We start from the raw sequence: 11,637 nt of genomic DNA on the forward strand, positions 1-11,637 counted from the left end.
CGCAGCGCCGTAAGGCAGCCGCGGGGCCCTCTGGAGTCGGGTCAGGCGTTCGTCGCCGTGCTGATCTGAACACCGTGCTCGGCGGCGAGGCGATGAAGGTCGTCGAGTTCGCTCTGCTCGACGTCCGCGAGGAAATCGTCGCCCGTCTCGCGTGCTTTCGTGAGATCGGACTCGGTGGTCCTGATGCGTTGCAGCAGACCTGCGGTGAAAGCGTCCATGAAGCGCCCCCTCATCGTGGGTCGGTGGCACGGGGGTGTGCCCGGATTTCCCTCCGCCGAGGCGGTAGGGCGGGTGATCACGCACTCTCCGGGGACGGAGGGGCCTGTGGCACGCCACATAAAAGACGTGATCGCGGGGTGTGAATGCGTCCTCCCCAGCTCGAACCTCAGAGAAACCTCAACTGGCCCAAAAATCCCGTTGTTTCCTCGAAGCCGCAGGTCGGACCGCACCGTCTTACCGCCGGTTTATACGCGTTCCGGGCAGGATGGAGCCGCACGGGGTGTGCCGGGGCACGCCCGCGGCACGGGCGACCGGCCCGTTCCGGACGCCGTGAGGCCCGTGGTGAAGACCGCTTGCGAAGTTCTAAGGAAGGAAGCGCCGTGCGCGTACTCGTCGTGGAGGACGAGCAACTGCTCGCCGATGCGGTGGCCACCGGATTGCGCCGCGAGGCCATGGCCGTCGATGTCGTGTACGACGGCGCCGCGGCCGTGGAGCGCATCGAGGTCAACGACTACGACGTCGTGGTGCTGGACCGCGACCTCCCCCTGGTCCACGGCGACGACGTGTGCCGCCGGATCGTCGAGCTGGGCATGCCCACCCGGGTGCTCATGCTCACCGCATCCGGGGACGTCAGCGACCGTGTGGAGGGGCTTGAGCTGGGTGCCGACGACTATCTGCCCAAGCCCTTCGCCTTCAGCGAGCTGACCGCCCGGGTCCGGGCGCTCGGCCGCCGTACGACCGTCGCCCTGCCGCCGGTCCTGGAACGGGCCGGCATCAAGCTCGACCCCAACCGCCGCGAGGTGTTCCGGGGCGACCAGGAGGTCCAGCTCGCGCCCAAGGAGTTCGCCGTCCTGGAGGTCCTGATGCGCAGCGAGGGCGCCGTCGTCTCGGCGGAGCAGCTCCTGGAGAAGGCATGGGACGAGAACACCGACCCGTTCACCAATGTCGTCCGGGTCACCGTCATGACCCTGCGCCGCAAGCTCGGCGAGCCCCCGGTGATCGTCACCGTGCCCGGCTCCGGCTATCGGATCTGAGGCCGGTGCCCGCCGTACCGCCGCCCGTGGCGGCGCCCCCCAAACCCACCTGGGAGCCCAAGCCGCAGGAGCCCCCGTACCCCTGGCTGCGCCCGACCATCCGGATACGGCTCACCCTGCTGTACGGCGGCATGTTCCTGATCGCGGGCATCCTGCTGCTGTCGATCATCTACATGCTGGCCGCCCAGGCCCTGCACGTGGGCAGCGAGCTGCCGTTCAAGATCGTCGACGGGCACGTGTCCAGCGACGTCTGCAATCTGCTGGAGGAGGGCACCTCGCCCAGCGCAGTGAACGCGGCGATGAACTCATGCGTCAACCACCAGCGCCAGCAGGCCCTGGATACGCTGCTCAACCGCTCGCTGCTGGCCCTGGTGGGCCTGAGCGTCATCGCCTTCGCCTTCGGTTACGCGATGGCGGGACGGGTGCTCTCGCCGCTGGGCCGGATCACCCGCATCGCCCGCCGGGTGGCCGGTACGGACCTGTCCAGGCGCATCGAGCTGGACGGCCCGGACGACGAGCTCAAGGAGCTGTCCGACACCTTCGACGACATGCTGGACCGCCTGGAGCGTGCCTTCACCGCGCAGCAGCGGTTCGTGGGGAACGCCTCGCACGAGCTGCGCACCCCGCTCGCGATCAACCGCACCCTGCTGGAGGTCCACCTCTCCGATCCGCAGGCGCCGTCCGAGCTCCAGCAGCTCGGCAAGACGCTGCTGGCCACCAACGAGCGCAGTGAGCAGCTGGTCGAGGGCCTGCTGCTGCTGGCCCGCAGCGACAACCAGATCGTCGAGCGCAAACCCGTCGACCTCGCCGAGGTCGCCTCGCGCGCCGTCGACCAGGCACGCGGGGAGGCGGAGGCCAAGGGCGTGGAGATGCGCGTGGAGCTGGCCCCCGCGGTCGTCCAGGGCAACGGCGTCCTGCTGGAGCGCATCGCGCTCAACCTCGTACAGAACGCCGTGCGCTACAACGTGCCGGAGGACGGCTGGGTGGAGGTGAGCACCGAGCTCCTGCCGGGGCAGGCCGTGCTCGTCGTCGCGAACACGGGCCCCGTGGTGCCCGCCTACGAGATCGACAACCTCTTCGAGCCCTTCAGGCGGCTGCGTACCGAGCGCACGGGCAGCGACAAGGGGGTCGGGCTCGGTCTGTCGATCGCGCGGTCCGTCGCGCGCGCCCACGGAGGCCGTATCATCGCCGAGCCCCGCGAAGGCGGTGGTCTTGTGATGCGTGTCTCACTGCCTGTCTGACCGACGGGATGAGCCGTTCGAACACCGATTATTTTTTTGTTCGCTTTGAGCGGAATTTTTGGGACCTGATCCCGGAAAGTCCATGTGTGATCGATCACAGAAGCGAATAACGCCCTGTCCACGCTCCGTGACCAGGGAACCCACCGGAAATCCGGCGAATCGCTGGGTTTTCGGGGGTAGACATCACGGGAAGTACACGGGGTGGCGCCTGCGAAGGCCGCCGCCGGGACCGTGTACGGTCCCCATCGCCACCCAAGCCGATCACTCTCGAGCGGTCCTTTTGGGTGTCGATTGAGTAACAGACCTTGATGTGAGGCAAAATCTCCGCCTCAGGTCGGGCACAAGTCCGGCCTCTCACGCGTTACGAGCGCTGAGACACCGCAGACACCCAGAGGGGGAGAGCGACATGGCAACGGATTACGACACCCCACGCAAGACCGACGACGACGTCGATCAGGACAGCCTTGAAGAGCTGAAGGCGCGCCGGAGCGACAAGACGGCATCCGCCGTCGACGTCGACGAGTTCGACGCGGCCGAAGGACTGGAGCTGCCCGGCGCAGACCTGTCCAACGAGGAGCTGGCCGTACGGGTCCTGCCCAAGCAGGCCGATGAGTTCACCTGCATGAGCTGCTTCCTCGTGCACCACCGCAGCCAGCTGGCCCGCGAGAAGAACGGCCAGCCCATCTGCCGCGACTGCGACTGAGGTCCGGTCGGCCGTGGCAGGGGACACACCGTTCCGCAAGCGGCGCCCCTGGGGCAAGAAGTCGTCGGAGGCGCAACAGGGCGGTACAGGCCCGGCAGAAGGCGCGTCAGCGTCTGCCGAGCGGTCCGCCCTGCCACCCTCGCCGGACGGACAGGACGACGAGCGGGGCCTGGCGGCCTCGCTCGAAGCAGCGGAAGTGGCAGCCGAGGCAGTGCGCGAGGCTGCCGGAGTCGACACGGCCGATGGGGCCGAACAGGTCGACAGGACGGAGCCCGTGACCGGGGCAGGCCGTCTGAATGCAGTGAAACGGGGCGTACGCAAGGGCGGGGAGAGCGCCAGGGCGACGATCGGTCGTATCGCGGACCTGATCATCGCCATCGCTCCCCGCGTCCCTGTGCGCGACCTCGACACCCTGCGCAAGCACTTTCCCGGCCTCGGGCCGGAGGAGATCGCAGACCGGCTCGTCGCCGGCGCGAGCCGCGCGACCGCCACCGTCGGCGCCGGAATCGGCGCGACGGCCATGATGCCCGTACCGCCCGCCATGCTCGCCGAGCTGGCCGCGGACCTCACCGGCGTCGCCGCGATCGAGCTGAAGCTCGTCGCCGAACTGCACGAGGTGTACGGCCTGCGGCCCCCGGGCGGTGTCGGCCGGCGCTCCACCGCCTACCTCACCTCCTGGACGCAGGAACGCGGCATCGACGTCCTGCAGCCGACCACGGTCGACGCGGCGCTGGGCGGCCACATGAAGCGCGAGCTGCGCCGGCAGATCATGAAGCGCACCGTGCGCGATCTGCCGAACCTCATCCCGTTCCTGATCGGTGCCGCGGTCGGCGCGATGATGAACCGGCGCGACACCAGGAAGCTCGCCGCGCACATCAGGAAGGACCTGCGCAAGAAGCAGATCCCCTGGGACCGCCTCCCCGAGCTGCCCCCGCTGGAACAGCCGCCGTCCCACGAGGGGCCGGACACGGCCTAGTGCCGCGGCATTAGTTACGCCCGGACCGCCGCGTTCAGCGCGGCCACCAGTGCCTGCGGGTCGCGGGTCGACAGGTAGACGTACGGGGTCGGGTCCTCGGGATCGGTGACCTCCACCCGGACGGCCGTCGGGATGTAGCTGCGCAGCAGCATGAAGGCCCGGGTGTCCGCCTTGAACGTGCGCCAGGCGCGCGCCTCCTCGGCGTCCAGCGCCTCGGCCCGGCCGAGCGCCGAGACCGGAATCCGGGCGTCGCCGGCGACGAGCGCACCCGCCACCACCCGGATGCGGGCGGAGCCGTACGAGCTCACCGCGACCGCCGACAGGACCGTGCCGCCCGCCAGACCGGCGAGCAGCGGCAGGGTGCCCAGCGGCAGCAGCATCAGCGCGCACGCGATACCGATCAGGACGGCGATCAGCCACCACGAACGGGGGGCGGTGAGACGTTCGTCGAAGGGCGGGGTGGAAGGCTGCATGGCTCCAAGCTTGGCACGGCGCGACCAGCGGGTACCCGCGCGGGTAAGGTCTGCGCCTGTGAGTGGAACATCTGCGGCTCTGACGCCCCCGGCCGACGCGGTGAAACCGGTCCGGCACCCCGACGCCCCGGCCCCCGGCGAACTCCTCGGCGCGCACTACGAGCACTGTTTCGGCTGCGGCGGCGGACAGCCGCACGGGCTGCACCTCCAGGCACGGGCCGGCGAGGGCGTCTGCGTGACCGCCGAGTTCACCGTGCAGGCCGCCCACCAGGGCGCCCCGGGCCTGGCGCACGGCGGCGTGCTGGCGACCGCGCTGGACGAGACCCTCGGCTCGCTGAACTGGATGCTGCGGGTGATCGCGGTGACCGGACGGCTGGAGACCGACTTCGTGCGCCCCGTCCCCGTCGACACCGTGCTGTTCCTCGACGCCGAGATCACCGCCGTGCACGGCCGCAAGATCTACTCCCGGGCGACCGGCCGGATCGGCGGCCCGGACGGGCCCGTGGCGGTACGCGCCGAGGCCCTGTTCATCGAGGTCAAGGTCGACCACTTCATCGACAACGGCCGGCCGGCCGAGATCCGGGCCGCGATGGCCGACCCCGACCAGGTCAAGCGGGCGCGTGCCTTCGAGGTGAACCCCTGATGCGCCACCCCGTCGACGTCCTGATCCGCCGGGTCGACCCGGACGTTCCCCTTCCGGCTTACGGGCACCCCGGCGACGCCGGCGCCGACCTCGTGACGACCGAGGCGGCCGAGCTGGCGCCGGGCGAGCGGGCCGTGCTGCCCACCGGGGTTTCGATCGCCCTGCCCGACGGGTACGCCGCGTTCGTGCACCCACGATCCGGCCTCGCCGCCCGCTGCGGAGTGGCCCTCGTGAATGCCCCTGGGACGGTCGATGCCGGGTACCGTGGAGAGATCAAGGTGATCGTCATCAATCTCGACCCGCGCGAGTCCGTGCGGTTCGAGCGGTTCGACCGGATTGCCCAACTGGTCGTGCAGCAGGTCGAGAAGGTGCGCTTCCACGAGGTGTCGGAGCTTCCCGGCTCGGCGCGGGCCGAAGGGGGCTTCGGGTCCACCGGCGGCCATGCCGCCGTTGATGTTGATGGCGTCCGGGGCGGGGTTCCCCAGGGCGGGAGCAGCTACGCTTCGGTCGAATCCGACCGGGAAGGACAGTGACGTGTTCGGACGTCGCAAGAACAGTGGTTCCGCCGATGACACGGCGGACGAGGCGCGCGAGGCCGAGCAGGTCGTCGACGAGCAGGGTGACGCCGAGGGCGAATCGCGCCGGACGAACCTTCCGCCGGCGCCGCGCCCGGACGGCCCGTGGGACGTCAGCGAGGTGTCCCAGCCCGGCGAGGGCCGCGTCGACCTGGGCGGCGTCTTCGTGCCCGGTGTCGAGGGCATGGAGCTGCGCGTGGAGGTCGCCGGCGACGCGATCGTCGCGGCCACCGTCGTGATGCGTGACAGCGCGATCCAGCTCCAGGCTTTCGCCGCCCCCAAGAAGGAGGGCATCTGGGGCGAGGTCCGCGAGGAGATCGCCTCCGGCATCACCCAGCAGGGCGGCATCATCGACGAGGTCGAGGGCCCGCTGGGCTGGGAGCTGCGCGCGCAGGTCCCCGTACAGCTTCCCGACGGGACGAACGGCGTGCAGCTGGTGCGCTTCGTCGGCGTCGACGGCCCGCGCTGGTTCCTGCGCGGAGTGATCTCCGGCCAGGGCGCCGTCCAGCCGGAGGCCGCCGGCCTCCTGGAGACGGTCTTCCGGGACACCGTGGTCGTCCGCGGCGAGGGCCCGATGGCCCCCCGCGACCCGATCGTCCTCAAGCTCCCCAACGACGCCCAGATGGTCCCCGAGGGCGTCCAGCAGGAGGAGCAGGAGGGCTCGAAGTTCTCCGGTGGCATGGCCGGCCTCCAGCGCGGCCCCGAGATCACCGAGGTGCGCTGACCCGCACCCGCGGACACCGGCCGGTGGGCCGTACCCCTTCCCGGGGTGCGGCCCACCGGCCTTTTGCGCGGGTCCGGCGCGTACGGGCCGCGTATCGGGGGCGTACAGGCGCCGTCAAAGCGGTGCCCGTTCCCGTATGGAAGGCATCAACGCAGGTCACAGCGGTGTCGGCGGGCGGTTTGCTCAAGAGGTCCGATCCATCGACACCTCATCCAGGAGCACCCGATGGCCGATCTGGCCTTCGTCGTCACCACGATCGCGGTCTTCGCGCTGGTGGCACTCGTCGCCAAGGGGGTGGCGAGGCTGTGACCGCGGACAACGCGGCCGGCCTCGTCGTGGCCGCCGCCCTGCTGGGCTACCTCGTCCTCGCCCTCCTCTTCCCGGAGAGGTTCTGAGCCCGCCATGAGCCCCGTCCTCTCCGGCGTACTCCAGCTCCTCGCGCTCGTCGTGGCGCTGGGACTGGCCTACCGCCCCCTCGGCGACCACATGGCCCGCGTCTACACCTCGCCCCGCCACCTGCGGGCCGAGAGGTGGATCTACCGGGCGATCGGCGCCGACCCCGGCACACAGATGCGCCGGGCCGCCTATCTGCGCGGCGTCCTCGCCTTCTCCGTCGTCGGCGTCCTCTTCCTCTACCTGCTGCAACGGCTCCAGGGCGCCCTGCCCGGCTCGCTCGGCTTCTCCTCGATCAGCCCCGACCAGGCGTTCAACACGGCCGCCTCGTTCGTCGCCAACACCAACTGGCAGTCGTACGCCGGTGAGCAGGCCATGGGCCACGTCGTGCAGACCGGCGGCCTCGCCGTGCAGAACTTCGTCTCCGCCGCCGTCGGCATGGCCGTCGCCGTGGCCCTCGTACGAGGTTTCGCCGCCACCAGCACCGGGGAGCTCGGCAACTTCTGGGCCGACCTCGTGCGCGGGACCGTGCGCATCCTGCTCCCGCTCTCGGTCGCCGGCGCGCTCGTGCTGGTCGCCTGCGGGGCCGTCCAGAACTTCTCCGGCATCCACGAGGTCGGGCAGTTCATGGGCGGTTCGCAGCAGTGGAACGGCGGCGCGGTCGCCTCCCAGGAGGCCATCAAGGAGCTGGGCACCAACGGCGGCGGGTACTTCAACGCCAACGCGGCCCACCCCTTCGAGAACCCCGACGGCCTGTCCAACCTCTTCGAGATCTTCCTGATCCTCGTCATCCCGTTCGCCCTGACCCGCACCTTCGGCCGCATGACGGGCTCGGTCCGGCAGGGGTACGCGATCCTCGCGACGACCCTCGTCTTCTGGATCGGCTTCACCGCGCTGATGATGTGGACCGAGTCCGCCCACCACGGGCCCGCCTTCGAGATCGCGGGCGGGGCGACGGAGGGCAAGGAGACCCGGTTCGGCGTCGCGGGCTCGTCCCTGTTCGCGGTGGCCACCACGCTCACCTCGACCGGGGCGGTGAACTCCTTCCACTCCTCGTTCACCGGTTTCGGCGGCGGCATCACCCTGCTCGGCATGCAGCTCGGCGAGATCGCCCCGGGCGGCGTCGGCTCCGGGCTCTACGGGATGCTGATCATGGCGGTCGTCGCGGTGTTCATCGCCGGACTGATGGTCGGCCGCACGCCCGAATACCTGGGCAAGAAGATCGGCGCCCGCGAGATCGAACTCGCCGCCTGCTACCTCCTGGTCACCCCTGCCCTGGTGCTCGGCTTCACCGCCGCCGCCGTCGCACTGCCCACCCCGCCCGCCTCGATGGCCAACACCGGCGCGCACGGCTTCTCCGAGATCCTGTACGCCTACACCTCCGGCGCCAACAACAACGGCTCGGCCTTCGCCGGGCTCAACGCGGACACCCCGTGGTTCAACACCACGATCGGGCTCGCGATGCTGCTGGGCCGGTTCCTGCCCATGGTGTTCGTCCTGGCCCTGGCCGGCTCGCTGGCCGAGCAGCGGCCCGTACCGGCCAGCGCCGGCACCCTCGCCACGCACACACCGCTGTTCAGCGGGCTGCTGGCCGCCGCCGTCGTGATCATCGCCGGTCTGACCTACTTCCCGGCCCTCGCCCTGGGCCCGCTCGCCGAAGGGCTGGCGTCATGACCACTCGTACGCGACAGGAGCGCCCCATGCCCACCACCGCGCCCCGGCGGCGCGCCGGCGCCGGGCTGTTCGCACCGAAGGCCCTGACCGCCGCGCTCCCCATCGCCGTGCGCAAGCTCGACCCGCGGGTGATGGCCAGGACACCGGTCATGTTCGTGGTGCTGACCGGTTCCGTATTCACCACCGTGCTCGCCGTGCGGGACCCGGGCGACTGGTTCGGCTGGGCGATCACCGGCTGGCTGTGGCTGACCACGCTCTTCGCGAACCTCGCGGAGGCGGTCGCCGAGGGCCGCGGCAAGGCCCAGGCCGACACGCTGCGCCGTGCGAAGACGGACACCGTCGCCCGCCGGCTGACCGGGGCGCGCGAGGAGCGGGTCGCGGGCACCGGCCTGCGCGTCGGCGACCTGGTGGTCTGCGAGGCGGGCGACATCGTCCCCGGCGACGGGGACGTCGTCGAGGGCGTGGCCGGCGTCGACGAGTCCGCGATCACCGGCGAGTCGGCCCCCGTCATCCGCGAGTCGGGCGGCGACCGCAGCGCGGTCACCGGCGGTACGAAGGTGCTCTCCGACCGGATCGTCGTCAGGATCACCACCAGGCCCGGCGAGACGTTCATCGACCGGATGATCGCCCTGGTCGAGGGCGCCGCCCGGCAGAAGACGCCCAACGAGATCGCCCTCAACATCCTCCTGGCGTCCCTCACCGTCGTCTTCCTGCTCGCCGTCGTCACCCTCCAGCCCTTCGCCGTCCACGCGGGCGGCGAGCAGTCCATGATCGTGCTGACCGCCCTGCTGGTCTGCCTGATCCCGACCACCATCGGCGCGCTGCTCTCCGCGATCGGCATCGCGGGCATGGACCGGCTCGTCCAGCGCAACGTCCTCGCCATGTCCGGGCGGGCCGTCGAGGCGGCCGGCGACGTCTCGACACTGCTGCTCGACAAGACCGGCACCATCACCCTCGGCAACCGCCGCGCCACCGACCTGCTGCCCCTGCCCGGTGTCACCGGGGCCGAGCTCGCGGACGCCGCACAGCTCGCCTCGCTGGCCGACGAGACGCCCGAGGGCCGGTCCGTGGCCGTCCTCGCCAAGGAGCGGTACGGGCTGCGCGAACGCCGCCCCGGCGAGCTGCCCGGTGCCACCTGGATCGCCTTCACCGCCCGCACCCGGATGTCGGGCGTGGACACCGAGGGGCGCAAGGTCCGCAAGGGCGCCGCCGGGTCCGTCCTGGCCTGGGTGAAGGAGCGAGGCGGCAGCGTCCCGGACGAGGCCCGGGCGCTCACCGACCGCATCGCCGGCGCGGGCGGCACCCCGCTCCTGGTGGCCGTGGACGACGGAAGCGGGGCGCGGGTCCTGGGCGTCGTCCACCTCAAGGACGTCGTCAAGGAGGGCATGCCCGAACGGTTCGCCGAACTGCGCCGGATGGGCATTCGCACGGTCATGATCACCGGCGACAACCCGCTGACCGCGAAGGCCATCGCCCAGGAGGCGGGCGTGGACGACTTCCTCGCCGAGGCCACGCCCGAGGACAAGATGGCCCTCATCAAGCGGGAGCAGGCCCGCGGCGGACTCGTCGCGATGACCGGCGACGGCACCAACGACGCCCCGGCGCTCGCCCAGGCCGATGTCGGCGTGGCCATGAACACCGGGACCTCGGCCGCCAAGGAGGCCGGGAACATGGTGGACCTGGACTCCGACCCGACCAAGCTGATCGAGATCGTGGAGATCGGCAAGCAGCTGCTGATCACGCGCGGCGCGCTGACCACGTTCTCGCTCGCCAACGACGTCGCGAAGTACTTCGCGATCATCCCCGCGATGTTCGCCGCGGTCTATCCGGGCCTGGACAAGCTCAACATCATGGGCCTGTCCTCGCCCCGCTCCGCGATCCTCGCCGCCGTGATCTTCAACGCCCTGATCATCGTCGCGCTCGTCCCGCTGGCCCTCAGGGGCGTCCGCTACCGGCCCGGCGGCGCCGCGGCCATGCTCCGGCGCAACCTCGCCGTCTACGGCATCGGCGGGCTGATCGCCCCGTTCGCCGGCATCAAGCTCATCGACCTGCTCCTCTCCCTCGTCCCCGGAATCGGCTGACCCGCCATGAACTCATCCGTACGCAGCCCCGCCCGGCAGCTCTGGGCCGCCCTGCGCGCCCTGCTCGCCCTCACCCTGGTGTGCGGCGTCCTCTACCCGCTCGCCGTCACCGGCGTCGCCCAGGCGCTCATGCCCGGCCGCGCGGGCGGCTCCGAGATCACCGCCGACGGCGAGGTGGTGGGCTCCGCCCTCATCGGCCAGCGCTACGACCTGCCGGCCGAGGAGGGCGGCAAGAGCGCCGCCCCCGACCTCAGATGGTTCCAGCCGCGCCCCTCCCACGGCCTCGGCACCAACACCCTCAACACCCGGTACGCACTGCTCGTCTCCGGCGCGACCAACCTCTCCGGGGACAACGCGGACCTCATCGACCGGGTCACCGCCGCCAAGGCCGCCGTCGTCCGGGACAACTCGGTCCCCGGGCACCCGGTCGAGCCCGCCGACGTGCCGGCCGACGCCGTCACCTCGTCCGGCTCCGGACTGGACCCGGACATCTCCCCGGAGTACGCGCACCTCCAGGTCCGCCGCGTCGCCGCACGCAACCACCTCGCGGCCGGCCGGGTCGCCGAGCTGGTCGAGCGGCACATCGACGGGCGCGTCCTCGGCTTCATCGGGGAACCCCGCGTCAACGTCCTGCGGCTCAACCTCGCGCTGCGGCAGCTGGTGGGCGGCGCCGTGACGCGCTGACCGGTGCGCCGCGCCCGGGTCCGGCCGCCGCGGCCGCACCCGGGCACGGCCCGGTCCCGTACCACCCGCACCTACCGGCGGCCGCACCGACCGTCCGCGCGGTGGCGGCCGGGGTGCCGTATCAGGGTTGCGTCAATTCCCGCCGTTTCCCCACCCCCGCCCGATATGCCGGAAATTCGCAGGGTAGTTTCGACCACGGGCTGCCACGTCGGCAGCC

Annotated in this window: 13 protein-coding genes; 11 read left to right on the top strand and 2 right to left on the bottom strand. The window is 71.2% G+C overall.

Going from position 1 to position 11,637, the window contains the following annotated elements; translation table 11 throughout:
* Nucleotides 1-41: 41 nt before the first annotated feature.
* A complete protein-coding gene (locus tag E6R18_RS33945; RefSeq protein ID WP_168712273.1) occupies nucleotides 42-218 on the bottom strand; it encodes a hypothetical protein in 177 nt (58 codons plus the stop codon).
* A gap of 381 nt (nucleotides 219-599) precedes the next feature.
* Between E6R18_RS33945 and E6R18_RS04365 the strand changes: the two genes are divergently transcribed.
* From E6R18_RS04365 to E6R18_RS04380, 4 genes are all read left to right on the top strand, one after another.
* Nucleotides 600-1,253: a response regulator transcription factor gene (locus tag E6R18_RS04365; RefSeq protein ID WP_018520588.1), complete on the top strand. Its 654-nt coding sequence runs from the start codon at nucleotides 600-602 to the stop codon at nucleotides 1,251-1,253.
* Between the two features lie 5 nt (nucleotides 1,254-1,258).
* On the top strand, nucleotides 1,259-2,494 hold the full coding sequence (locus tag E6R18_RS04370; protein WP_136315491.1) for an ATP-binding protein: 1,236 nt from the start codon (nucleotides 1,259-1,261) through the stop codon (nucleotides 2,492-2,494).
* Nucleotides 2,495-2,900: 406 nt separating this feature from the next.
* Nucleotides 2,901-3,197 (top strand): DUF4193 domain-containing protein, encoded by a 297-nt coding sequence (locus E6R18_RS04375; protein WP_003965732.1) that lies wholly within the window; start codon nucleotides 2,901-2,903, stop codon nucleotides 3,195-3,197.
* A gap of 13 nt (nucleotides 3,198-3,210) precedes the next feature.
* Nucleotides 3,211-4,173, top strand: a complete 963-nt coding sequence (locus E6R18_RS04380) for a hypothetical protein (protein ID WP_136315492.1) — start codon at nucleotides 3,211-3,213, stop codon at nucleotides 4,171-4,173.
* Nucleotides 4,174-4,187: 14 nt separating this feature from the next.
* On the opposite strand, the gene E6R18_RS04385 is transcribed toward E6R18_RS04380, so the two are convergent.
* On the bottom strand, nucleotides 4,188-4,646 hold the full coding sequence (locus tag E6R18_RS04385; protein WP_136315493.1) for a DUF3093 domain-containing protein: 459 nt from the start codon (nucleotides 4,644-4,646) through the stop codon (nucleotides 4,188-4,190).
* A 58-nt stretch (nucleotides 4,647-4,704) separates the two neighbouring features.
* Here E6R18_RS04385 and E6R18_RS04390 point away from each other — a divergent pair, with 58 nt between their 5' ends.
* The 7 genes from E6R18_RS04390 (at nucleotide 4,705) to E6R18_RS04425 (ending at nucleotide 11,420) form a co-directional block, all read left to right on the top strand.
* Nucleotides 4,705-5,289: a PaaI family thioesterase gene (locus E6R18_RS04390; protein WP_136315494.1), complete on the top strand. Its 585-nt coding sequence runs from the start codon at nucleotides 4,705-4,707 to the stop codon at nucleotides 5,287-5,289.
* A complete protein-coding gene (gene dut / locus E6R18_RS04395; RefSeq protein WP_136315495.1) occupies nucleotides 5,289-5,822 on the top strand; it encodes a dUTP diphosphatase in 534 nt (177 codons plus the stop codon). The genes E6R18_RS04390 and dut overlap by 1 nt, the downstream gene beginning before the upstream one ends.
* Before the next feature lies 1 nt (nucleotide 5,823).
* Nucleotides 5,824-6,588 carry a DUF3710 domain-containing protein gene (locus E6R18_RS04400; protein WP_136315496.1) on the top strand — a complete coding sequence of 255 codons (765 nt, stop codon included), beginning with the start codon at nucleotides 5,824-5,826 and terminating at the stop codon, nucleotides 6,586-6,588.
* A gap of 305 nt (nucleotides 6,589-6,893) precedes the next feature.
* A complete protein-coding gene (gene kdpF, locus E6R18_RS04410; protein WP_136315498.1) occupies nucleotides 6,894-6,983 on the top strand; it encodes a K(+)-transporting ATPase subunit F in 90 nt (29 codons plus the stop codon).
* Nucleotides 6,984-6,990: 7 nt separating this feature from the next.
* The gene (gene kdpA / locus E6R18_RS04415) at nucleotides 6,991-8,655 is read left to right on the top strand and encodes a potassium-transporting ATPase subunit KdpA (protein WP_136315499.1); all 1,665 of its coding nucleotides are present in this window, start codon (nucleotides 6,991-6,993) and stop codon (nucleotides 8,653-8,655) included.
* Nucleotides 8,656-8,681: 26 nt separating this feature from the next.
* Entirely contained in the window at nucleotides 8,682-10,736 is a 2,055-nt protein-coding gene (kdpB, locus tag E6R18_RS04420) for a potassium-transporting ATPase subunit KdpB (RefSeq protein WP_240799585.1), read from the top strand.
* Nucleotides 10,737-10,742: 6 nt separating this feature from the next.
* Complete coding sequence (locus E6R18_RS04425) at nucleotides 10,743-11,420, top strand: potassium-transporting ATPase subunit C (RefSeq protein ID WP_136315501.1); 678 nt, start codon at nucleotides 10,743-10,745, stop codon at nucleotides 11,418-11,420.
* The last annotated feature ends 217 nt before the right edge of the window (nucleotides 11,421-11,637 follow it).

The sequence above is a fragment of the Streptomyces sp. A1277 genome (assembly GCF_004795015.1).
Lineage (GTDB): Bacteria > Actinomycetota > Actinomycetes > Streptomycetales > Streptomycetaceae > Streptomyces.